This is a genomic window from Kaistella antarctica (assembly GCF_900109615.1).
Classification (GTDB): domain Bacteria; phylum Bacteroidota; class Bacteroidia; order Flavobacteriales; family Weeksellaceae; genus Kaistella; species Kaistella antarctica.
This window is the reverse complement of sequence record NZ_FOIX01000003.1, coordinates 22,052-47,078: the sequence shown is the minus strand read 5'-3', so window position 1 is coordinate 47,078 and position 25,027 is coordinate 22,052. Positions and strand designations below refer to the sequence as shown.

Genomic DNA, 25,027 nt, shown 5'->3' with positions numbered 1-25,027 from the left:
TCATTTAAAACTAAATTGTAACTTTCAATAAACTAACAGAGTATGTTTTTAGTAGACTTACTTTTTCCGAATCGATGTCTGCAATGCAATCGAATTATCCATCACGATGAAGTGGTATGCGAATTGTGTTTTAACCAGATTCATTTTACGCACCATCATTTTTTAGAAAGCAATCTTTTACTGGAAAAATGCCGTTTGCTCTTCCCACTAGAAAATGCGCTTGCCTTGATGCACTTTGAAGATGAAAGTGTGGGTCAAAAGATTATCCATCAACTCAAATATGGCAGTCGCAAGAAAATCGGAGCGATTCTCGCCAACTGGACCGCTGAAAAATTAGATTTTAATTCTTTAGGAGTTGATCTTTTGGTAACGGTTCCACTTCACCCAAAGAAACAGAAAGAGCGCGGATACAACCAACTGCATCTCTTTGCCGACCATCTTTCTAAACAGTTAAAAATTCCATGTGACCACACCTTAATAAAGAGGAATTTTTACAAAAAAGCACAAGCGAAAAAAAATCGCGAACAACGGATTTTCAACGAAAATTTATTTTCAATCACCAAACAAATTTCAAATCAACATGTTTTATTGGTCGATGATGTTTTCACCACCGGAAATACCATGAGCGCTGTGGCGTGGCAAATACTGAAAGAAGGAAATAATAAAGTGAGTGTTCTGGTAATGGCAATGGATTAAAAAAGTCCCTCTCAAAAAGACAAGGACTTTCAACAGTATATAATTATCTATGTAAATCTGTGACATCCGTGTGCGTAAATCAGCGCACAGATTCTCACAGATTTTCACAGATTTTTTTAAATAAAAAATAAAAGTGAAGATTATTATCTCTGTAGTTTTTCACCGTAAGATAAATCTCCAGCGTCACCTAAACCGGGAGTGATATACCCTTTGGAAGTTAAGCCTTCATCAATTACTCCAACCCAAATTTTTGCTTCGGGATAGGCTTTTCGAATCGTATCAACTCCTTGCTGAGAAGCAATTGCGGCAACGATATGAAGTTGCGAAGGTTTCCCGTGGTTTAACAAATCCTTGATGGCTTCAATTAAACTCGCTCCGGTTGCCAACATTGGATCTGCCACGATTAAAGGTCTGCCATCAATACTAGGACAAGTTAAATAATCCTGTTTGATAGAAAAATAATCGTTGGCATCGTGTTTTCTGTAAGCGGCAACAAATCCACAATCTGCTTTATCCAAATAATTTAAAATCCCTTGGAACAAAGGAACTCCTGCTCTAAGGATAGTTGTAATAACTGGTTGAACGGACACTTCCTTTACTTTTATTTGGTCTAAAGGCGTCGTAATTTCAATCTCTTCCGTTTCTAATCCTTTGCTGATTTCGAAGGCAGCAATCTCCCCAATACGTTCCATATTACGACGGAATCGCAAACGGTCATGTTGAATATCGACATTTCGAAGTTCATTAATCCAAGTATTGACAAGAGAAAAGTGGTCTGAAAGAATTGTTATCATAATATTGATGTGATGATTTTTGATGTGATGATGTGACGATGCTAAAAATACCTTTTAGCTTATTTATTAATTTTTGAAGTCGCTATAATTTTTGACAAAAGCTTTTGAATACTAAGCAATGCAATTTTTAAATCTTCGTTAAAAGGATAACTTGAAGATTTCTCACACAGTAAAAGCCAATACTCAGATTCCTTTGCTTCCTTATCCGCAATTTTTAATTTATAGATAAAATCTGCTCTACTTTCCGCGCTTTGAGCTTCAAAAATATTTGCACCTACAGATGTCCCAGATTTTAGCAATTGATTAGCAATAATAAATTTTCTTTTACTTTCAAGAATTTCGGTAAATTCTATGATGTTTAATGCAAATTGAATACTCAATTCCAAAATTTCATTCCTTTTTTCCATTTGTTTAAGTTTCTTATTTAAATCAGCAAATTAACAAATCGACACATCATCAATCAACTTTATTTTTGTCTGAAATAAATTTCAATCGGCACACCGGTGAATCCGAACTCCTTTCGAAGTTGATTTTCAGTAAATCTTTTGTAGGCTTCTTTTACGTATTGAGGTAAGTTGCAGAAAAATACGAACTGCGGACTTGGCGTTGGCAGTTGTACGCAATATTTAATTTTCACGTATTTTCCTTTCAATGCTGGTGGCGGCGTTTTTTCAAAAATGGGAAGCATAATTTCATTCAGCTTAGAAGTCTTAATTTTCTTCGCTCTATTGGCATAAACTTCCATCGCAACTTCTACTGTTTTCAGAATTCTCTGTTTCGTTAAAGCAGATACAAAAAGAATTGGAATGTCGGTAAACTGACCAATTTTATCCTTAATTCTCGCTTCAAAATCACGAGTGGTATTGGTTTCTTTTTCCACCAAATCCCATTTATTAACAACAATTACGATTCCTTTTCTATTTTTCTGAGCCAATCCGAAAATGTTCATATCCTGAGATTCCCAACCTAAAGTCGCATCAACCATGATAATCACAATATCAGAATACTCGATGGAACGCACAGAACGCATTACAGAATAAAATTCTAAATCTTCTTTTACTTTCGCTTTACGACGCATTCCAGCGGTATCAACCAGAACAAATTCATGTCCGAATTTATTATATAAAGTTTGGATAGAATCACGGGTTGTTCCGGCAACATCGGTTACAATATTTTGTTCTTTATCTAAAAGCGCATTGGTTAAGGTAGATTTTCCAACGTTTGGTCTTCCTGCGATGGTAATTTTTGGTAAACCTTCGAATGGATCTTTGTAGTCGGTAGTGGGGAAATCTTTTACGATATCATCCAACAACTCTCCTGTACCAGAACCTGTTGCAGAAGACATGGTGTAATATTTTGAAATTCCCAGCTGATAAAATTCGGTTGCAGCTAATTCTTCTTTTGCAGAATCGGCTTTGTTCACTACGATGTAAACTGGCTTATTGGCACGGCGTAACATTTCGTGAATTTCGATATCTGTATCGGTTAAACCTTCAGCTACATTCAGCATGAAGATAATTGAAGTTGCTTCATCAACAGCTAATTCAACCTGTTTGATAATTTCTCCTTGAAAGGCATCTTCAGTATCTACTTCATAACCTCCGGTGTCGATAACGGTGAATTCAACTCCGTTCCAGTCAGATTTTCCGTAATGACGGTCTCTGGTAACTCCGGCGGTTGAATCTACAATGGCTTCTCTACGTTCTAGAAAACGATTAAAAAGGGTGGATTTCCCAACGTTGGGACGTCCTACTATGGCGACAATATTCGACATAAAATTTTGTTTAATAATGACATTATTAATGGGTTACTCGAACTTTTCGAGCCCAAAAATTTTTGCAAAGATAGTTTTTTTTACCTGCTTTAATATTAATGTTAAAATTTGTAACTTTCCAAGTTGTTTATTTACTTATCATAAGTATTAAGTATTTAACTTCATTAAAAAATAACCATTAAAAACTTTAATCATGACAATCCTATTAATTATTCTAGCGGCAGTTGCCATCTTTTTCTTTTATGGAATTTCAATCTACAATCGATTGGTAAAATTGAAAACCATGGTTCAGGAGGCCTGGAGCAGTATCGATGTGATGCTGAAGAAGCGACACGATTTGATTCCTAATTTAGTAGAAACGGTAAAAGGATACGCCACGCATGAGAGAGAAACTTTCGAAAGTGTAACCAGAGCCAGAACTGCAGCAATGAATGCAGAAGGAATTCCAGCCAAGGAAGCGGCAGAGAAAAACCTGAATCAAGCGATGATGAACTTGAACGCCGTTGCCGAACAATATCCAGATTTAAAAGCAAATACAAATTTCTTACAACTTCAAGGAGAGCTTTCTAACCTAGAAGGTGATATCGAAAAATCCAGAAGATATTATAATGGAACCGTACGTGAAAATAACATTCTCGTAGAAACGTTCCCAAGTAATATTATTGCGAATATGTTCAAATTTGTAAAATCTGCTTTCTTTGAATTAGATAATATCGCAGAAAGAGCCGTTCCGAGCATTAAATTCTAAGACCATGAAACGTTTATTAATAGGTTTATTCCTGCTGATATTCAGTTTTGGATTTACACAGGACGTTACCTCCACTGGTGTGGAGAATCTTAGTTATGAACACATTCTGGCGTTTGATTCCGATATTGTAATTTCTAAAGATGCTGAAACAACCATTACAGAAAAAATCAAAGTGTATGCGGAAGGAAACATCATCAAGCGTGGAATTTTCCGATCGCTTCCCCTTTGGCGGAATATTAATGGAAAAAAAATCAGAATTAAATATGATATAATTTCCGTTAAAAAAAATGGGTTTAAAGAAAATTATCATACTGAAAACACGGATTCTGATTATGGAATCTACTTTGGTAATAAAGAAATTATTTTATCTCCGGGAGTTTACGAATATGAATTAAAATATAAAACTTCGGATCAGATTGGCTTCTTTGATAAGTACGATGAGTTCTACTGGAATGTCAATGGAACTTTGTGGGATTTTGCAGTTGATCAAATTTCGGCCAAAGTTACTTTACCTGAAGGAGCAGAAATCATCCAAAACTCTTGTTACACTGGCGGATATAAATCAAATGAATCCAATTGTATTGGGAAACAACTGTCAACAAACACCATTGAATGGTTGGCAAAAAACTTGGGCTCTAATGAAGGTTTGACGATTGCCGTTGGTTTTAATAAAGGAATTTTCACACCTCCACCTCCACCGGGAATGTTAGAGAAATATGGAGTGTTAGGGGCGCTCCTGGCTGCAGCATTAGGATTGCTTGGTTACTTTTTTACGAGCTGGCAAAAATATGGAGTTGATCCACAGAAGCCAATTGTTTATCCCCAATTTAATGCGCCCCAAAATCTTTCACCTGCTTCTCTTGGTTATTTGGAAAATGAATATTATTCTGAGCAAATGATTACCGCAGCGATTGTAAGTTTAGCCGTAAAAGGTTTTATTAAAATTATTGAGGACGACAAAAGAGTTTTGGGAATTTTCGGTAGCAGAGAATATACTTTAGAAAAAATAAGAGAGCAGGATCAAACTTTACCGAAAGAAGAAATCAACTTGATGAATAAATTGTTTTCGGGCGAGTCAAATACAATTTCTTTTGATGGAAAGTACAATTCCAAAATTGAATATGCCGTCAATGATTTTAAAGCAAGTCTGAAATTTCAACATGATGCTTTTTTATCCAAAGGAAATAATGCTCGCAAATTAATTTTACCAATCATTATTATTGCAGCATTATATGGACTTGGTCTGTATTTCAGTTATAAGGTGAGTTACAGCGATGTCCATTTAGGCGCTGGAATCCCAATGATTGCCGCAGCTTTATTTGTTGGAATTTTCATCTCCATATTTTTTGAAAGATCAAACGTCGTAAAAATTCTATTTGGATTATTATCAATTGGCTTGATCGTAATTTTCGTCTCCATATTTTCAATCGATAGTAATCGTTCAGAAAATCTAGGGTTCTATGCGAGTTACGGTTTTTTAATATTTGGTTTTATCGGAATGGTTCTTTTTCAATATTTAATTAAGCAACCGACTCCACAAAAATTGGAAACGCAATCACTTATTGAAGGTTTTAAAATGTACCTAGGCACAGCCGAAGAAAAAACGTTGCAGTTTCATAATCCACCAGAAATGACGCCGACGGTTTTTGAAACAATGTTGCCGTATGCAATGGTTTTAGGCGTTGACAAAATTTGGGGTCAAAAATTTCAAAATATGTTAAAGACCTCATCTTTAGGCAATCAACAATATAACTCCAGTTGGTATGTGGGCGCTTCGATGATGAATATGAACTTTGCCAATACCCTGACTTCTTCCTTATCGCAATCGATCGCGAGTTCTTCTACGCAACCCTCCAGTTCAGGAAGTGGTTCTGGCGGCGGTGGATTCTCCGGCGGTGGCGGCGGTGGCGGTGGTGGCGGTGGCTGGTAAAAGTAAAAACGTTCTGAGAATCTCAGAACGTTTTTTATTTTTAAGCGTTTGGCTTATTGAATGTAGTAAAAGTGTGTTATACTTTTCCTCTGGTAAAAAGGTTTACAATTGCCAATAATACAATAGCACCAATTGTTCCTGTTAAGATTTCTCCAACAATACCTTCACCTAATCTACCTCCTAATAGAAAGTAACCGATGAAACCACCGACAATACCAACTACGATATTTCCGATTAATCCTAGACTTCCGCCTTTAAAGATTTGTGATCCTAACCAACCTGCAATTGCACCGATAATTAATGTCCATAGAATTCCCATAATGTTAAATTTTTAATGTTTATAATTCGTTTATACAATTTCAATATCCAAAGTTGTGCCGTAATTATTTTTTTTAACATTTTCTTTAAAATTCTTAATATTCACGAAAGCCAATCACCCGCTCATTTCCCACCTCGATAACTTTAGAAAACCCGATAGATTCCAGTTCAAATTCCCAATTTTGTCCTTGTATAACGGTCGCCAAAAATTCCGTATCTTCGCACACGAAAATTTAAATAGATTAAATACTAACGCACTCAATACGGAGTGCCAAAGACGAACAAATTTTATGAATGCTCCACAAGCAATTATTGAAACAATTCAATTAGAAGATGGTAGAGAAATCACCATCGAAACAGGAAGATTAGCGAAACAGGCCAATGGCGCTGTTGTAGTAAGAATGGGCGGAACAATGCTTTTAGCAACCGTTGTCGCCAGTAAAGACGCAAAACCAGGGGTAGATTTCCTTCCCTTAACTGTAGATTACAGAGAGAAATTTTATTCTGCTGGGAAAATTCCAGGAAACTTTTTCAGAAGAGAAGCAAGACCATCCGATGAAGAAATTTTAACAATGAGATTGGTAGATAGAGTTCTACGTCCCTTGTTCCCTTCAGATTTCCATGCAGAAGTTCAGGTGATGATTTCCCTGATTTCTTATGATAAAGAATGTATGCCAGAATCTTTGGCAGGATTAGCCGCTTCTGCTGCAATCGCAATTACTGATATTCCTTTCAACGGACCAATGTCTGAAGTGACTGTTGCAAGAATCGACGGTAAATTAGTGGTGAACCCAAGTATGGAAAATTTAGCGAAAGCGGATTTAAACATTATGGTTGGTGCAACAAAAGATTCAATCGTAATGGTAGAAGGTGAAATGGAAGAAATTTCTGAACAAGAAATGATCGAAGCCATTAAATTCGCACATGAAGTAGTAAAAATTCAAGTTGCAGCTCAGGAAAGATTAGCCGAAAGAGTTGGCAAATCGCTTCCAAAAAGAGAATATACGCACGAAGATCACAACGAAGAAATTCGTGAAAAAATCTGGGCAGCGACTTACGATAAAGTTTATGAAGTTGCAAAAACTCCTTCTGCTAAAGAGGAAAGACATGACAACTTCCAGGCAATTTTAGAAGAATTCTTAACTCAGTATTCTGAAGAAGAATTAGAAGTTGCTAAACCTTACGCAAAAATCTATTTCCACGATGTAGAAAAAGAAGCAATGCGTCAATTAATCTTGAACGAAAAAATTCGTTTGGATGGAAGAAGTCCAGAAACGATTCGTCCAATCTGGTCAGAAGTTGATTATTTACCAGGAGCTCACGGTTCTGCAATCTTTACAAGAGGAGAAACTCAGTCATTGACTGCCGTAACTTTAGGATCGGTAAAAGATGCAAACATGGTAGACACGGTTGCCATCAACTACGATCAAAAATTCTTCTTGCATTACAACTTCCCACCATTCTCAACAGGTGAGGCTAGACCTTTAAGAGGAACTTCAAGAAGAGAAGTAGGTCACGGAAATCTCGCGCAACGCGCGCTGGCGAAAATGATCCCGACAGAAAACCCTTACACCATCCGTATCGTTTCTGATATTTTAGAATCAAACGGTTCGTCTTCAATGGCAACTGTTTGTGCTGGAACTTTAGCATTAATGGATGCCGGTGTACAAATTTCAAAACCAGTTTCTGGGATTGCAATGGGCTTAGTAACTGATCCAAAATCAGGAAAATTCACTGTTCTTTCTGATATCTTAGGAGACGAAGATCACTTAGGTGACATGGACTTCAAAGTAACAGGAACTGCAGACGGAATCACGGCTTGTCAAATGGACATTAAGGTTGAAGGATTGACCATGGACATTATGGAAAAAGCTTTGATCCAAGCTAAAGAAGGAAGATTGCATATTCTGAACGAATTGTTGAAAACCCTTTCTAAACCAAATGCTGATGTGAAAGCACACGCACCGAAAATGGAAGTATTGGAAATTTCCAAAGACTTTATCGGAGCAATCATCGGACCTGGAGGAAAAATCATTCAGCAAATGCAGAAAGATTTCGAAACGGTTATCGCGATTGAAGAAATCGGTGACATCGGAAGAATCGAAATTTCTGGAGTGAACAGAGAAAATATCAACAGAACCATTGCAGCCATTAACGAAATTTGTTTCGTCCCTGTAGTTGGTGATGTTTATAACGGTAGAGTTGTGAAAGTAATGGATTTCGGTGCATTCGTAGCGATTGCAAAAGGTACAGAAGGTTTACTTCACATCTCAGAAATCGAATGGGCTCGTTTAGACAAAGTTCCATACAACGAAGGCGATATGGTAGAAGTGAAATTCATGGGTTACGACGATCGTAAGAAAATGAAACTTTCCCGTAAAGTTTTGTTGGATAGACCAGCTCGTGAAGAAAGACCACAAGGTGATCGTCCGCAAGGTGATCGTCCACAACATGGCGGACAGAATCGTGATAACCGCGATAATGGACCAAGAGGTGACAGAAGAGAAGGCAACTTCAATCCTGGAAACAACAGACCTCAACACGGTGCAGCCAGTAATACACGTCCTGGTGATGGTGATCAATTCAAACCTCTGAACGAAGGCGAAAATCCAGTTGACGACAAACCGGAAGGTTTTTAAGCACCAAAACCGAATATTTTTAAATACAGAAACCACCTCAATTTGAGGTGGTTTTTTTTATGTCCTGCAAACTCCTGCAATTTTTTCAAAAGTTCTTGTTTAAAGTAAATCGAGAGTAAATTATCTCAACGGTTTAATTAAAATCTTCAAAATATCATATCTGGAGTAAGGCCAATTGTACGATCCTTTCAACAGCCACGAAATTCCAAACGGTAATAAAGTGGTGGATTCAAAAAGCAGGGTGGAATACGGAAAATCGAATTCCTTAAAAATCGAAAGAAAGGCAATTGCAAGAATACTGAAAATCATGACATAAGCACATATTCGATAAATTCGATTGCGTCTCCTACTCTTTTCATTGAATCCTTCATTTCTTTCGGGCCGGGGAAAAACGACATAACAAAAGATCGCAAAACAAATAAAAAGTACGGTCGCAAAACTATAGTGAAGAATCTTACTTATTTCCGAAGTCTCCGCTGAAATCGGAATACTGATAAATTTAGAACCAATGAAACCTTTTGCGTTGGTCGGAAATAGAGCAACTCCTGCTGCACAAAATCCCGCAATATTGGCTAGCCAGTTTTCAAGTCGAAAGTTCCCCTTATACGTAATTAGAAAAGTTGATAGCGCCGCTAAGGTTCCGATGAATATGGTATGAGAAAAACTGTAGTAATAATGGCTGAGCGACGGTTGAAGTCGCCCACCGAACAGAATTAAAGCAAAGGGCAACAGAATTCCGAGGATGCCAATCAACTGCCTCAGTAAGAAATAAGAAATCGTGGTTGAATCATTTCTTTCGGTTCTTAATTCTTTAACAGTAGGAATTTCCATGGTGATTTGTTTAAGGTCGGCTTAACAAATATAGTTTTTTTGAGGGCTATTTTATCAGGGTGTTTTTACGGTTTATGGTCAAAATAAGTTACGCACCATTACATAGGAAGACAGACCGACTTTGATTGAAGTATTTATGAATTCAAGTTTCAGGATTTTTCTTCAAAACTTTTTTTGTATCTTTTTTTCAAATTAAAATGCATGTCAAACTTATTTTCCAAAGTCAGAAACGCTATTGAAATATTTAAATCCATTGATTTGGATGAACTTTCCAAAATATCCGGAAAAGTAGATCTTCCCAAAATGATGGAAGGTTTTTCTAAAATGAATGATAAGCAGATCAAAATGCTCATGCGTGCGATTGATCCGGAAAAAAAGAAAAAAGATCTTCCACCCGTTGATGGGGATTTCTACGATGTTTTCGAAACATTGACGCCGGAGCAAAAGGAAATTCAACTTAAAGTTCGAACTTTTATGGAAACCGAAGTCAAACCATTGGTGAATGATCATTGGCTGCACGATTCTTTTCCTTTTGAAATTATTGAAAAGTTTAAAAAACTTAATGTCTGCGGCGTCACTTACGAAGGTTACGGTTGTCCCGGCCTACCCTTTTTAATGGAAGGTGTTTTGGCCATGGAAATGGCACGAGTTGACGCGTCGATCGCAACCTTCTTTGGCGTACAATCAGGACTTTCAATGGGCTCGATCTATCTCTGCGGCTCCGAAGCACAAAAACAAAAATGGTTGCCTGCAATGCAGAATTTTGATAAAATTGGGGCCTTTGGTTTAACCGAACCGGAAGTTGGATCCGGCGCAGCAGGCGGCTTAACCACCACTTGTAAAAAAACTCCTCAAGGATATATTCTGAACGGTCAGAAAAAATGGATCGGCAACGCCACGTTCGCAGATGTCATTATTATCTGGGCGAGAAGTTTAGACGATGGCGAAGTGAAAGGTTTCATTTTAGAAAAAGACAATCCCGGGTTTAAAGTAGAAAAGATTAAAGGAAAAATGGCGCTTCGAATTGTGCAAAACGGTTTGATCACTTTAACCGACTGTTTTATTTCTGACGAAAATAAACTGGAACACGCCAATTCTTTCAAAGACACCGGAAATGTTTTGCGCATGACCAGAGCCGGCGTGGCCTGGATGGCGACGGGTTGCGCGAGAGGCGCCTACGAAAGTGCTTTAGCCTACACCAAAACGCGCGAACAGTTTGGAAAACCCATTGCATCTTTCCAGATGATCCAGGGACATTTGGTAGAAATGCTTTCTAATTTGACAGCGATGCAAACCATGGTTTTCCGTCTCTCCGAAATGCAGGATGAAGGAATTTTAAAAGACGAACACGCGTCTCTCGCCAAAGTATTCTGCACCATGCGAACCCGTGATATTGTTTCCCGCGCCCGCGAAGTTCTAGGTGGCAACGGCATTTTACTGGAATACGACGTCGCCAGATTTGTCGCCGATGCTGAAGCGATTTATTCTTATGAAGGAACGAAGGAGATTAATTCTTTGATTGTTGGACGGAGTATTACTGGGTTTAGTGCTTTTGTTTAAATTTCAATAAAATTCCGAAGTCGTGAGACTTTTGGGAGCATAGGAAATAACAGTCCTTAATCAGATTCCCAAAATAACAATTAATCTGACGGCGGTGAAAATCTTAAACATTTTATTCAAGGTGAAAACCACCCAATGACAAGCCGAAGGTTTTTAATTAGAAACTGACCGCGCAATATATAAACCACCTCGATTTGAGGTGGTTTTTTTGTGGGCAAATGGTTTGGAGAAATCACCTTTAGAAGGGTGCTTTATTTAGAACTATATTTTGTTAAAATAACTTTGATCTAAGACTTCAATTTTCAACAAGCTTTCTTCCTTGAAACGGAAATGCCGTTCGTTTCCATCGCGCAAAAGACAATCCGCTATTATTATTGTTTTAGCAATTACCTTTTTTATGAATATAATCCTAACTGTTATTGTATTGTGAGTGTCACGGTAAGTAATTCTGTAGAAATTTCCAATTGTAAAAGTATAATCTTCAACATTTGACATTGTTTGCGTCTCATCATCATATTCAGGAATTTTGTTTACTATTAAATCTTTTAATTTTAAGCTATCATCATCGACCATAAATTCAGACAAACTGGCTTCGTACATTTGTGAATGAAAAAGGTCATAGTATTTAACCAAATACTTGTGATGCTTAAATATAAGTTTTATAGGTTGGGCGTATGTGTATTTTATGTTTTTCCCGCTTTCAAGTTCAATTTGCTCCTTTAAAGGTTGTTTGATAAATTCCTTGCTGATTATCAATCGGGATACGTGGTCCACCGTATCTATGTTCTCTACAATATCTACTGTTTCTATTGGTATAAAATCTTCTGAAAAAGATCCGGATAAAGGATTGTACCATTTGCATTTTAATAAATATACCGATGATATTTTCTTAAGATTCCCAGATTTAGGATTGTGGGTAATCTTTTCCTCATTAGGCTTAATATCAATTACAGTTAAAACTGGTGGTAAAAAATCTAAATGTGCAGTAATTTTGTCATTAGGCTTATTTTCAGCTGTCTGACTAAATGTCGTTTTTAACTTTCCCAATTCAAGGTCACATGATTTTAGTATAACCTGCTTATGTAAAAACAATTCTTTAATATGCTCTAATGAAATTGATTTAGGATATTTCTGCCAAACATATCCCTTAGTTAGAAATTCTTCGCCGTCCGTCGTTACATTATTATTGTTGCTTTCAGTCTCCGAACGTGTATTTACTTGGATTACCTTAAGCTCCTTAACATTCACCCAAAGTGTTTCGAATTTGTGATTTTTATGACAATAATAGATTCCTTTTATTTGCCTGGACTTGGCTATACCAGTTTCGGCATCGTGTTCTTTTGGGGGATTAAGAATTTCGGAAACCACGAGAATTGGTGGAGTCATTGATGCATATCCAGCAATTTGGACATTCTTAACTTCTTTTTCATAGGGGTGGTTTTGTAGAGAATATAAATCTCCTAGTCTAATATTCATCATTTATAATTATGTTTTTGTAAATCTAATAATTATAATGTTATATTTGCTAGGCTTGTGCAGAAAGTTGATTTCTTACAACTAGTTAGGACTGAAGGGCTTTAAGCTTTACTGAATGTGTAGATATTCAGGCGTAATATTTATCAACAGTAGTTCACCCATCAGGGAAAGTCCAGCTGTAAAGATAACATATAATTTGATATATGATGCCATATCTATTGGTATTTCAGTTAAATTGTAATTTACGAAAAACACGATGACTCAGCAAATGGGTACTGGTCCGATCCTTCGGGATGTATGTAAGATAAATGTCGTTATCGCTAGAACTTATGCACAGGTTTTTTTTTATGAATCGATACGATGAAATTCCCGATTGGTTAAAATCGAAAGGTTACCTCCATCTTTCACCAAGTTTAAAAATTGGTGAGAATTGGCGAGCCTTTAAAAGACAGATTGAAAATAAGGAATTCGTTTCTAAATTTGCGTTTTATCCGCTTATGCACACTTTAATAAAAGAAAGGAAATATAAAAAAGCTGATGAAGTAAAGCACATGACGCTTGGTCGCGCTCATAAACATATTGCAGTAAAAAACAATAAAACAGAACAAACGTACAAACTTAGGCCTTTGCATTACGCAAGTCATTATGACGCTCTAGTATATGGATTCTACGCTCATATTTTAAATGAGAAATATTTGGAAAAGCTTTCTTTGCTACCAGAACTTTTGAGTTGTATTACCGCTTATAGAAAAATAAAATTAGAAGAAAATTCCGATAAAGGGAAAAGTACCATTCATTTTGCCAAAGAAGTTTTTGACGAGATAAAACGTAGAACTTCTAATGACAAAAAAATTGCTGTGCTCACTTTTGATATTAAAGGATTTTTCTCCTCACTTGATCATAAAATTTTAAAGCAAAAGTGGTCTTTCATGATTGATGAAAAATCACTTCCGTCGGACCACTACAACGTTTTTAAATCTTGTACTAATTTTAGTTATGTTCTTAAAGATGATCTTCGCAAATTAAATAATAAAAATGGCCGAAAGTCTGGTTTTGATGAAAGAAAATTAGCGAAAATTAGAAGAGAAAAAGGCTTTAAATGTTTTTTCGAGTCAAATGAAGATTTTAGAAATCATATTAAACAAGGGAAATTAAGGGTTTTCAAAAATCCATTTAGAAGACAGGATTCTGATAATAAAAAACAGATTGTTGGAATACCTCAAGGATTGCCTATTAGTGCAACGTTAGCAAATATTTATTTATATGATTTCGACAAAGCAATTATTGAAAATCTAGTAGAGAAGGAAAATGCATATTACAGAAGATATTCAGATGACATCGTCGTGATTTGTGATGTTGAAAAAATTTCTTCTACAAAGCAGTTCGTTGAGAATTTAATTAAAGAAAGCAAAGTTGAAATAAGCACTTCAAAAACTGAAACTTTTATTTTTGAAAATATTGAATTTAACGATCTAAAAGAACGAAGATTAACATCAATAAAAATTAATAATGATGGTTCAAAATCGACTGATTCACCTCTAATTTATTTAGGTTTCGAATTTAGAGGTTATAATGTTTTAATTAAATCAACTAACCTTGCAAAATACTACAGAAGATTAATTAGTATTATAAAGCGCAGAGCAAATAGAGCGAAAAAGGGAATTAATAAATATCCTTTTCAGAAAAAAGCAATATTTCTTAACCAAGTAAAGAAACTTTACAACAGGCCTTTAAGAGAAATAGACTCTGAAACAGGCGAATTAAAACAAAAATTAAGAACTAAATCTGTTTTGGAGTTAAATGAAAGAGGTGAATATTCGATGATTAGTTCAGAAGTGCAATCGCAAAGGAAAAACTCAAACTATATGGGTTATGTTAGAAGATGTTCAGAAATATTTGAAACAGAAGATTTTGAGCATCAACTGAGAAAAAGAAAGCACATAGTTTTCACAGCAATTTATAAGCATTTAAAATAATTTAACATAAAATTTTCTCGTAATTTCGCTACAAATACAAAACAGAACTGTGTATAATTACCCACCAAAAGTTAGCGAAAAAAGTATCTGGAAAACTTTACTGAAGTTGAACAGCGATCCGGTTGCGATTATTTCTCAAAATTTTCAGGAACTAGGAAATACGTACACCTTAAGTTCTTTTTTAGTGAAAAAGCGGTTTGTCTTTAGTCGCGATCCGGAACTGTTTGATTTTGTGTTGCGGAAAAATCAAAAAAATTATGAGAAATCTGCCATTCAAACGCATGTTTTAGGCAAATATTTGGGTAAAGGTTTACTGACAAATACCGGAAAAGATTGGCTGAAACAACGCCGGCTTATTCAGCCCAATTTTAGCAATAAAAATATAGAACTGCTGCATCAAACGATGGTAGATGAAATAAACGCCGTGATTGAAGATCAGATTAAAAATGAAACGATCGATCTTTATAAGATGACCAATACGCTCACTTTTAATATCATCGCGAAAACTTTATTCGGAAATTCTATCGACTACAATCAGATCCTGAGAATTTCAGATTCCATTACGGAGATTCAGAAAATGTTCATCAAAGAAGTTCGTAAACCATTTTTGATATCTTGGTATAAAGTCTCCGGACAACTGAAAAAACACCTTCAACTGTCGGATGAAATGCGCGATGTTTTCCGGGAAATTATCCTGAAAAGACAAAGTGAAACGGGAGAATATAACGATATTCTGCAAAATCTACTGGAGTCCAGATACGAAGACACCGGCGAACCCATGACGATGGACCAGCTGATCGACGAAATCATCATCCTCTTCGTTGCCGGTCATGAAACTTCTGCCAATGCGCTGGCTTTTACCTTGTTTTTAATTGAAAATAATGAGAATGAAAAGCAATTATTAGTAAAGGAAATCAACGATCTGGGCGACGATTTTTTATCTTTAAAAACACTTTTCGGAAATTCTAAAACAATGACCATCATCAAAGAATCATTGCGATTATATCCACCCGCGTGGATTATCGACAGAGTGGCTTTGGAAGATGATACTTATAAAGACTTCTCCTGGGAAAAAGGGACGATCGTAGAATTTTTGCTTTATGATATGCACAGAAATCCAGTTTTTTGGGAGCAACCGAATTCTTTTCTTCCTGAAAGATTTGAAGATAAGAATATTAAAAGTAAACCTTATTTCCCTTTCGGAAATGGAGCGAGACACTGTATCGGCGAACATTTTGCCTATATGGAAATGATCCTTTTTTTACGGTTATTTTATAAAAAATACCACCTGGAACTGGAGACGAAAGAAATGAAAACCATCGCCTTAATCACTTTGCGACCCGTAGAATTAAGAGGAAAGATCATTTCAAATTCTGTGGGTAATTAAATTTATGCGTAAAAAGTGACGAAGGAAGTGCATTAATATAAAGATTGTTGCTAAATATTTAATTTCATTGCATTCCAACTAAAATTCCTATTTTTAATCCACAACAATTTTCCTTCAAAATCCAATGCTTAACCTCACCCCAGAAATCTTCGAAGCTTTTCAAAATAAACTGAAAACCGGTAACCGTCGCGGCGTTCATCTCAATGCGATTCCAGGGAATTCGCGGTATAAACTGGATCTTGCGCAGCTTTCGGAAATTCATAAAAGTTTACCCGAACATTTTATTGTCAATCTTTTGACGCAGAAAAATGTTTCTTTTAAATTTTCTATTCACGACCAAATTATGGAGGAAGATTCTGCTGATTCATCAAGACGAACCCTTTCTTTCGAAGATGAAAATGAGGAAACTGAAGAAGTTGAAAATAGAGAAAGTCCTGCAGCAGCGGAACTTTCAAAAGACGAAACAAAAGATAAGAACAAGGAAAAACTTTCGCGAAGTCTAGAAAATCTGATTTTTCAGAATGAGGTGATCTACTCCGAAAAGGGCGTCAATTCTTTGGGATTTGGTTTTCCGATATTGATCCGGAAAGATGTGTCCGACGGACAGATTTCGGCGTCTCCCCTTTTGATCTGGTCCCTCAACATCAAGCCGACGAACGAAATGAACACCTGGGAAATCAGTCGTGCGGAAGATGATCCGATTTATCTGAACGAAGTTCTCATCAACCATTTGCAAAGTGATTCCGGAGTTATTTTAGACCAGCTTTCAGAAGAAATGCTTGCGGATGGAAAGATCGATAAACCCGAACTGTTTAATATTTGCGAAACCATTTTAAGTCAGTTAAAAGTCACGCAGAACCTGGATTTCATCATGAATAATTATGCTGAAATTCCGGCCATTAAAACGAAGGCGGTTTATGAAACGTTGCTGCCAAAGAAAGGCGACGCTTTCATTATAAAATCCGGAATCTTTTCCATTTTTGAAGTTCAGAAGCAGAATATCATTAATGATTATGAGGTTTTAAAAAGCAACTTTAAACCTTTAGAAGATCCGGCAAAACTTCCTTTTCAATCCATCACTTCCATCGAAACCGATCCTTCTCAACAGGGAATTCTGGAGTCGCTGAAATCTCAAAATAAAATTCTGATTCAAGGTCCGCCCGGAACGGGGAAAAGCCAGACTTTGACGGCAGTTTTGGTGAATGCTTTAGAAAATAAACAAAAGACGATCGTGGTTTGCGAAAAACAAACGGCACTGGAAGTTTTGTATAATGCGCTTCATAAAATGGGTTACGCGCGATACTGCACGATGATCAAAGACAGTATTTCCGATCGAAAACTGGTCGTAAATTCTGTACGAAATCTCATTGATCCTGCTGATTTTAAAAAACCGATGCAACTTTATTCTGCACAATCTTTAAATGATCAGATTACGGAAATAACAGGTCATCAAGAGAACGTCAACTCCGTACACCGCTTGTTAAATACCGAATTACTGCCGGAGAAAAACTGGTCGGAGATTGTAGGAAATCTGCTGGAATTTAAAGATTCTCACGAAACGCTGGACCTGCAGGATTCGATTTTTTCGTTTTCAAAAGAAGAGTTTACTGAAATTGAAATCTTGCTCAATGTAGGAGAATCCCTTTATAAAGAATATGAACCTTTTATTGCTGCGTCTTTTCTGAATACAGAGAAATTAATTCAGGAAAATTTTCACAGCAGTTTGCAAAACTTAGATCAATCTTTTCAAGGCTACAAAAAATCCTGGGAGGAAGTTCAACTGTTGATACGGGATTTTCAACCCATTTATATCGAAAAGAAAAAGCAGGAGTTTGGGCAGAATTTGCAGAAACTGACTTCTTTAATCAATGAAACAGAAATTATGACTTCGACTTTAAATTCCAGTTCTGAGGAGTTTTTACCGGAAGTTACGGAAGGTTTCTTTTATAAATTGGGCGCTTTATTTTCCTCAACGAAGAAAAGGAAAATTCAGAATCAAAAAAGATTAATCGAAATTTCTTCTTCCATTAAAGAGATTAGTTTAAATCCGCTTTTCCCTGGCATTGAGATTTCCGGAAATCTTTGGAATAATAAAAATGAAATTCTTAATTACCGTCAGAAATCAGAATTAGCCCAAACTCAGTTTTTATTTAATATCGAACAAAATTATGAGTCGCTGGATTTTCTGAACCTTTTTGATCCAGCTATTTCGGGGCGAGAAACGGAGAATATTTCACAAAAAATTCAAAATCTGAAAAAGTCCATTTTGAATGACCGCTGGATTAAAAATACTGATTTCGGAAATATGTTTTCGCAAACTAAAGAATGGTTAACCAGTCTCTTTTTTACCTATTCAGAACTTCGCAATCATCCTTCGAATCCTTTCTTGGCGGAATACAACTGGTTTTCATTTCATCACAATCTGTCGGTTTTCCAGAAAGATCTGCTAGAGAAATTGTATCCACTTCAAAACTGGAAATCTTCTTTTCTCTCGGCTTATTTTTCTCTTTTGCTAAAGTATCACAGCGATGAGAAACTTAATTTTAATGAACAGCAATATGCAGAAATCATTAAAAAATTAAAAATATTCGGTTTTACCCAAAAAAGTTTCATCGAGCAATTTTGGAATACAGCACAACAGGAAGCGGTGAAAACTTTTGAGAAAAACAACAAAGATATTACGGTTGCGAATCTTTACAACAAACGCAGCAGCATCAATCATACGCGATTAACATTGCGTCAAATTGCCCAGAAAGACACCGATCTGTTCACGACTTTCTTCCCTATTATTTTGACGACGCCAGATGTTTGCAGCAATCTTTTTCAGAATAAAAATTTCTATTTTGATTACGTTGTTTTTGATGAAGCGAGCCAATTGAAACTGGAAGATAATCTGCCGGCTTTGCTGAAAGGAAAAAATATTATCATCGCGGGAGACGAACATCAAATGCCACCGTCGAATTATTTCAGTAAAGTTTTTGACGGTTCCACCGATGATGAATATGAGTTGGAAGGTGAAAGCGAAATTATCACCTACAAAAACGCCATGCTTAATATCGAATCTTTACTGGATTTCGCCATGGAAAATAATTTTGAAAAGAATCATTTGGATTTCCATTATCGATCCAGACATCCTTATCTCATTGACTTTTCAAACCACGCCTTTTACAATTCGAGACTAAAACCGCTGCCGACGCAAACGCAACATAAACCGATTGAATTTTTTCAGGTTGATGGTATTTTCAATGATCATATCAACACCGAAGAAGCGGATAAAGTGCTTGAAATTTTAGGAACCATTGAACCTAACAAAGACGGGAAATATCCGTCTGTGGGAATTGCTACTTTTAATATTACGCAGCGGAATTACATCAAACGAAAGATCGTTCATCAAATTAATCTTCCGGAAAACGAACTGTTTAAAGAGAAAATTCAAGGTTTGGAAGAAGCTGGAATGTTCATTAAAAACCTAGAGAACATTCAAGGAGACGAACGTGATATTATCATTATTTCTACGACGTACGGACGAAAACCAAGCGGTAAATTTGTTCAAAGTTTTGGTCCCGTGAATCATTCGAAAGGTTATAAATTATTGAATGTGATCATCACCCGAGCAAAGGAGAAAATTTACATTTGCAATTCCATTCCCGAAGAATTTTTCATGAACTATAAAGATGCGATTGAACAGGAAGGCGCGAACAACCGAAAGGCGGTTTTCTATGCGTATTTGGGTTATTGCAAAGCGGTGAGTGATCAAAATGAGACGCAAAGAAATGAAGTTTTAAATGTTCTGGATGTTTATGGACATAAATCTTCCACAGAAAAAAATGCGGAAACCACTTTATTCATCAATCAGATTGAGGAACATTTAAAGGAGAATTTTCCTGACCTGAAAATTTCTAAAAACCATCACTTTGTCGGCTATATTTTAGATTTGTTTATTGAAAAAGCTGATCACCGCTCCATTATTGTGGAATGCATGAGTAAGGAGATATATGATGGTGAGCTGGGTTATTTGGAAGATCTTCACAAGGCAAAAATTCTGCAGAATTCGGGGTTTGAATATGCGCGCATCTGGAGTCAGAATTGCTGGCAAAACTTAGATTCGGAAATTCAAAAAATAGTAAAAAAATTAAAATGATTTTAGAACAAGTAAAACAGAAACCAGAAGATATTGGCTTTAAAGAAGTCATCGCTTACATTGATGAACAATATGATTTCACCCCAACTAAATTTAAGAACGGAAATACCATTAATGAGGCGAACGAAAATAACGGTTCTTGCAAAATTTTCAGTTTTGCGAAGTTGAATGATTTATCTAAAGAAGATACCTTATCTCTTTTTGGCGCATTTTACAGAGACGATGTTTTGGGGAACCCAGAAGGAACTGATCATCAAAATATCCGGAATTTTATGGAATTTGGTTGGCAAGGAATTTCTTTTGAAGGTGAAGCTTTGAGGAAGAGAAGCTAGATTTTACATCTTAGAGCTTAGAAAAGAATTTTTACTAGTTAACAGCTTTTGTGAAAATAAGCGTAATCAACCTTGTCAAGGTTCAGAACCTTGACAAGGTTTTTCGGGAAGAATTGTTTAGAATTCGAGTTGACAAGATGAAGTCTATAAACTTAAATGTCAAAAGGCAAACAGATTTATCTTAAAAATACTAATCTCGCAGCCCAACTTGATGGGAGGTCTTTTGTTCATTAATAAATGGCGACTAAACAAAAATGCAGGAACCATTCTACTAGCTCAGGATTAATTCAGGTTGAAAAAGCTGCCCAAATAAGAGGTCTTACTGTTTGGCAAATTATTTGCAAACTAACTTTTAACAAAAAATAAATTATTATGGGAACACTATTTAGAAGAGTTTTAATCTTCGCAGCACCAATGTTATTAGGTTACGTGATGAAGAAAATCAACGGAAAAAAACAAAGCTCGGTAAGAACGAGATAAATTAAAGTACAAAACCTCACTACGACGTGAGGTTTTTTTACGTTTAAAATTTACGATCAGACAAAATCATAAAGGCCGTTTTTCCAACCGAGAATTTTATTGGAATCTGCACCCAACCAGTTTTTCAAAACCGTGGCATAGACTTTTCGAAAATCTTCGGTGTAGATTAAATCACCATCATTCAATTTTTCCAGATCTGGCAAAGCATTTAGTATTCCTTTCTTCTTTAAATTGCTCGACACAAAAAACATTTGATTCGCCGTGCCGTGATCGGTTCCTTTACTTGCATTCTGGGAAACTCGTCGACCAAATTCGGAGAATGTCATCATCAAAGTATCTTTAAATCTGCCGGAACCTTTTAAATCCTGTACGAAAGCCTTTACAGCATCATTAATTTCTGTAAAAAGTTGCGCCTGTTTTTGATTTTGATTCACATGCGTATCAAAACTTCCCACGGACAAATAGTAAACTTTCGTATTAATATCAGAATTGATGAGGGACGCAATATTCTTAAAATCTTTTCCTAAAGCCGTATTCGGATAAATGACGTTGCTGGATTTCGCTTTGCTTTTTTCAAAAATATATCCTGCATTATTAATGGTGGAACCCATTGTCTGATACAGATAATCGACGGTTTCTTCTTCGTGATGGTGATTGTCAGCAAGCGTTTTGAAGAACTTTTCCTGCGAAGTTTGAAACAACCTTTGGGGATCTTTGAAGGCAAAAGCTTTCTGCTCTTCGCCCTTCAAAGCCAAACTCAACATATCGTCAATTTCCAAAGCTTGGGTTGGATGATCGCATTTGTAACAGGCTTCATCCAAATATCTACCCACCCAACCGGTTTCTAAAAACTCATCGCTCCTGCTGGCCGACTGCCAAATATCCATGCTTCGGAAGTGGGATTTATCAGGATTCGGGTAACCGACATTATTTAGAACAGCGAGCTCTCCTTTATCAAAGAGTTCTTTAAAATAACTTAAACTCGGATTAATGCCGGCGTCATCGGTTAGGCGTAAAGAATCTTTCACCGCGATGGCTTCTCTTTCCCTAAAATAAATATCGTTGCGGGTCGGAATAATGGTATTCAAGCCATCATTTCCACCGCTGAACTGGAGAATAACCAGAATTCTGTTTTCTTTATCTAAAGCGTCCGGAACCGCCATCGCCTGCAGGAAATTAGGAATCATCAGGGAAGCGGTGGCTAGGGAAGATATTTTGAGGAAGTCGCGTCGTTTGAGTAACATATTTTTATGATTAGCAATGAGTAATGAGTAATGAGTAATGAGTAATTTAGCACAATTGAAATTCGGGCGTGGACATCACGTTAATGATCTGCGATTGTAATGATGAGCCGGAATATTGTTGAATGGTTTTTGCCAAAGCTGGAGATTTTCTCTGCAACAAATAATTTTCGATATTCTTTGATTTAAAAACGTCTTCCACTTGTTTCCAGTCGATCACGATCTTGGGATTTTTGAATCCTTTGGTCTGCTTCTGTGTGCTTTTCATGCCCATTTCAACATCATCATCAGACTTTGGTTCTACTTCCAAAGGTTTTAAACCCGACCAGATTTGCGGCATTTGCAACCTCAACATCAATGTAGAACTGTCGATCCAGGATTTCCCCGACGGCCAGCCAGCGACGTTTGGCGGATAAAGCAACATTTGTCCTAAGAGTTTTTGATAAGCAATTAAATTCTCCGGATTCTGAATTTCCATGGGAAGAATTCTTCGCATTCCCGCCATTAATTCAATGGGTGATTTTATTTTGGTGCCAATATTTTCTTCCCTAAAAAACCAGTCTGCACTGAAAATGTTTTGCAAAAGCTCTTTAATATTATAATTAGAAGCAAAAAATTGTTTGCTTAAATCTTCAATGATTTCAGTATTCAGTTTTTCATTAACGAAGAATCTGTAAATTTTTGTGGTGATGAATTTTGCGGTTGTTTTTTGAGCTAAAATTATTTGTAAAACTTCATTGCCGTTGAAGTTTCCCGTTTTACCCAAAAATGTTTTGCTGCCGAAATCATGCAGTTTAGGTCGTTCGAAAAAAGTGCCGTCGGGTAAAAAACTCCAGCCTGTAAAAGCGCGTGCGGCTTCCTGCACATCTTTCTCCGAATAATTACCGCGACCTAAAGTAAAAAGCTCCATGACTTCCCGTGCAAAATTTTCGTTGGGATGGTCTTTTTTATTTTGCTGATTATTGAGAAACTGCAGCATTGCCGGAGATTGGGAAACCGAAATCAATAAATCGCCGAAATTACCCAAAGCATTTTCGCGAATGGTGTTGAGCAGCTGAAGATTAAAGGATGCATTATTAGTCCGTGTGGCGAAATGACCATGCCAGAAAAAGGCCATTTTTTCCCGCAACTGATCCTCTGAAAAAACCATTTGATCCAAAAAGGATAGGTTAAGCTGATAAATCTGTTTCCGATTTTTCTGCAGCGCCATTTTTTTGGTGACGGAATCCATCTTTTTGATGTTCTGATAATCGATACCGATGGGCTTTTCTTTCAAAGCCAGGGGTTGGAAAGGATAATTTTTAAATAAAACACCTCGTATTTCACTTTCCTTCCAATTGTCTAATTTTTCAAATTGCGAAAGTTGCGGTCCAAAACCTGCACGCAGAAGGAGGTGATTATTTTTCTGAAGTTGCGATATGCTCATACATCCTATTTGCAACTTTGATGTCATGTTTTATAGGAGGTTAAATAAAAGCTTTCTTTTTCATGCTAAGCCTTTATAAATCAAAGAACTTCACTTCCCGATATTCTTTCAATAAATTTTCAAAAACCTCTTCTACCGAAAGAATGTCATCAATTAAAGCGGAAACTTGACCAATCTCCAATTCGCCCTCTTCCAGATCACCTTCAAACATTCCGCGTTTAGACCGTGCTCTGCCGAGGGTTTCTTTTAAAGCTTCAACGTTTCGTCCGGAGTCATATAGCTTTTCTAAATCATGAAAAAATTTATTTTTGACCATCCTTACCGGCGCTAACTCTTTTAAAGTTAAATGAGTGTCGCCTTCATTTAGGGAGATGATTTTATTTTTCCAGATCTCATGGGAACTAGCCTCAACCGTGGCTGCGAAACGAGAGCCTATTTGAACACCGTCCGCTCCCAGAATCATGGCTGCTTTCATTTGGGAACCTAAAGCGATTCCACCCGCGGCAATGAGCGGTTTTGAGATATGTTTTTTTACGTTTGGAATCAGACAGAAAGTGGTGGTTTCATCGCGCCCATTATGTCCGCCCGCTTCGAAACCTTCTGCCACAATTGCATCAACGCCAGCATCTTCACATTTCATGGCGAACTTGGTGGAGGAAACTACGTGAGCGACTTTTAAACCTTCTTTTTGTAATGTTTCTGTATACGTTCTGGGATTTCCCGCAGAAGTGAAAATAATTTTTACGCCTTCTTCTAAAATAATCTGAATGACTTCATCTAAATTGGGATAAAGCATGGGAACATTGACGCCAAATGGTTTGTCGGTGGCTGCTTTGCATTTCTGAATATTTTCGCGCAGAATGTCTGGATACATGCTTCCGGCACCGATCAATCCTAAACCTCCGTTATTGGAAACCGCAGAAGCTAAACGCCAGCCAGAATGCCAAATCATGCCACCCTGAATAATGGGATATTTGATCTGGAAAAGTTGGGTGACTTTGTTTTGATATTCGCTCATTTCTTTCAACTTTTTGGCGGCGCCAAAATCTAAAAAATTACTCATGAGGTAAATTTAATTAAATCAATGAAGAGGAAAAAATGAAAAAGAGGAAATTTAGATTGAATGCTGTTTTTACACACTGAATTCGTCAATTTATTAAAAGGAATAACGAAGACTTGAAAACTTAACCGAAAATATCATTAGCATAGGTATACAGAAAGTAGAGTAAAATCACAAGTATGGTGATCGAAGTGAAGCGATATTTCTTTACCGAAGAC

The 25,027-nt window shown here is 36.6% G+C and carries 18 protein-coding genes; 9 read left to right on the top strand and 9 right to left on the bottom strand.

Annotated features, from left to right (window positions below; genetic code table 11):
- Positions 1–42 precede the first annotated feature (42 nt).
- Positions 43–696, top strand: a complete 654-nt coding sequence (locus tag BMX49_RS08775; RefSeq protein ID WP_034719964.1) for a ComF family protein — start codon at positions 43–45, stop codon at positions 694–696.
- 143 nt (positions 697–839) lie between these two features.
- Here the strand turns inward: BMX49_RS08775 and upp are convergent, their stop codons facing one another.
- Genes upp through der form a run of 3 tightly spaced genes read right to left on the bottom strand, consistent with a single transcriptional unit; the run spans position 840 to position 3,264 of the window.
- A complete protein-coding gene (gene upp / locus BMX49_RS08770; RefSeq protein ID WP_034719963.1) occupies positions 840–1,490 on the bottom strand; it encodes a uracil phosphoribosyltransferase in 651 nt (216 codons plus the stop codon).
- Between the two features lie 59 nt (positions 1,491–1,549).
- Entirely contained in the window at positions 1,550–1,897 is a 348-nt protein-coding gene (locus BMX49_RS08765; RefSeq protein WP_034719962.1) for a four helix bundle protein, read from the bottom strand.
- Between the two features lie 59 nt (positions 1,898–1,956).
- The gene (gene der, locus BMX49_RS08760; RefSeq protein WP_034719960.1) at positions 1,957–3,264 is read right to left on the bottom strand and encodes a ribosome biogenesis GTPase Der; all 1,308 of its coding nucleotides are present in this window, start codon (positions 3,262–3,264) and stop codon (positions 1,957–1,959) included.
- 193 nt (positions 3,265–3,457) lie between these two features.
- Between der and BMX49_RS08755 the strand changes: the two genes are divergently transcribed.
- Together BMX49_RS08755 and BMX49_RS08750 are read left to right on the top strand one after the other, a co-directional pair.
- On the top strand, positions 3,458–4,012 hold the full coding sequence (locus BMX49_RS08755; RefSeq protein WP_034719958.1) for a LemA family protein: 555 nt from the start codon (positions 3,458–3,460) through the stop codon (positions 4,010–4,012).
- A 4-nt stretch (positions 4,013–4,016) separates the two neighbouring features.
- The gene (locus BMX49_RS08750; RefSeq protein WP_051803785.1) at positions 4,017–5,942 is read left to right on the top strand and encodes a DUF2207 domain-containing protein; all 1,926 of its coding nucleotides are present in this window, start codon (positions 4,017–4,019) and stop codon (positions 5,940–5,942) included.
- A 76-nt stretch (positions 5,943–6,018) separates the two neighbouring features.
- Here the strand turns inward: BMX49_RS08750 and BMX49_RS08745 are convergent, their stop codons facing one another.
- Positions 6,019–6,261, bottom strand: coding sequence for a GlsB/YeaQ/YmgE family stress response membrane protein (locus BMX49_RS08745; RefSeq protein WP_034719955.1), 243 nt, complete (start codon positions 6,259–6,261; stop codon positions 6,019–6,021).
- A gap of 289 nt (positions 6,262–6,550) precedes the next feature.
- On the opposite strand from BMX49_RS08745, the gene BMX49_RS08740 reads away from it, so the two are divergent.
- Positions 6,551–8,899, top strand: a complete 2,349-nt coding sequence (locus BMX49_RS08740) for a polyribonucleotide nucleotidyltransferase (protein ID WP_034721401.1) — start codon at positions 6,551–6,553, stop codon at positions 8,897–8,899.
- Between the two features lie 120 nt (positions 8,900–9,019).
- Here the strand turns inward: BMX49_RS08740 and BMX49_RS08735 are convergent, their stop codons facing one another.
- Complete coding sequence (locus tag BMX49_RS08735) at positions 9,020–9,730, bottom strand: hypothetical protein (protein WP_034719952.1); 711 nt, start codon at positions 9,728–9,730, stop codon at positions 9,020–9,022.
- A 201-nt stretch (positions 9,731–9,931) separates the two neighbouring features.
- On the opposite strand from BMX49_RS08735, the gene BMX49_RS08730 reads away from it, so the two are divergent.
- Positions 9,932–11,290 carry an acyl-CoA dehydrogenase family protein gene (locus BMX49_RS08730; RefSeq protein ID WP_034719949.1) on the top strand — a complete coding sequence of 453 codons (1,359 nt, stop codon included), beginning with the start codon at positions 9,932–9,934 and terminating at the stop codon, positions 11,288–11,290.
- A 261-nt stretch (positions 11,291–11,551) separates the two neighbouring features.
- On the opposite strand, the gene BMX49_RS08725 is transcribed toward BMX49_RS08730, so the two are convergent.
- Entirely contained in the window at positions 11,552–12,769 is a 1,218-nt protein-coding gene (locus tag BMX49_RS08725) for a hypothetical protein (protein WP_034719948.1), read from the bottom strand.
- Between the two features lie 344 nt (positions 12,770–13,113).
- Between BMX49_RS08725 and BMX49_RS08720 the strand changes: the two genes are divergently transcribed.
- The 4 genes from BMX49_RS08720 (at position 13,114) to BMX49_RS08705 (ending at position 20,602) form a co-directional block, all read left to right on the top strand.
- Positions 13,114–14,742: a reverse transcriptase domain-containing protein gene (locus BMX49_RS08720; RefSeq protein WP_034719946.1), complete on the top strand. Its 1,629-nt coding sequence runs from the start codon at positions 13,114–13,116 to the stop codon at positions 14,740–14,742.
- 49 nt (positions 14,743–14,791) lie between these two features.
- A complete protein-coding gene (locus tag BMX49_RS08715) occupies positions 14,792–16,129 on the top strand; it encodes a cytochrome P450 (protein WP_051803783.1) in 1,338 nt (445 codons plus the stop codon).
- Positions 16,130–16,253: 124 nt separating this feature from the next.
- Positions 16,254–20,270 (top strand): AAA domain-containing protein, encoded by a 4,017-nt coding sequence (locus BMX49_RS08710; protein WP_034719943.1) that lies wholly within the window; start codon positions 16,254–16,256, stop codon positions 20,268–20,270.
- Positions 20,267–20,602, top strand: coding sequence for a HopJ type III effector protein (locus tag BMX49_RS08705; RefSeq protein ID WP_034721397.1), 336 nt, complete (start codon positions 20,267–20,269; stop codon positions 20,600–20,602). Before BMX49_RS08710 ends, BMX49_RS08705 begins: the two co-directional genes overlap by 4 nt.
- 536 nt (positions 20,603–21,138) lie before the next feature.
- Here the strand turns inward: BMX49_RS08705 and BMX49_RS08700 are convergent.
- From BMX49_RS08700 to BMX49_RS08690, 3 genes are all read right to left on the bottom strand, one after another.
- Positions 21,139–22,326: a DUF1501 domain-containing protein gene (locus BMX49_RS08700; protein WP_051803781.1), complete on the bottom strand. Its 1,188-nt coding sequence runs from the start codon at positions 22,324–22,326 to the stop codon at positions 21,139–21,141.
- A gap of 46 nt (positions 22,327–22,372) precedes the next feature.
- Positions 22,373–23,749, bottom strand: a complete 1,377-nt coding sequence (locus BMX49_RS08695; protein WP_034719940.1) for a DUF1800 domain-containing protein — start codon at positions 23,747–23,749, stop codon at positions 22,373–22,375.
- A gap of 73 nt (positions 23,750–23,822) precedes the next feature.
- Positions 23,823–24,767 carry an NAD(P)H-dependent flavin oxidoreductase gene (locus BMX49_RS08690; RefSeq protein WP_034721394.1) on the bottom strand — a complete coding sequence of 315 codons (945 nt, stop codon included), beginning with the start codon at positions 24,765–24,767 and terminating at the stop codon, positions 23,823–23,825.
- Positions 24,768–25,027: the final 260 nt, after the last annotated feature.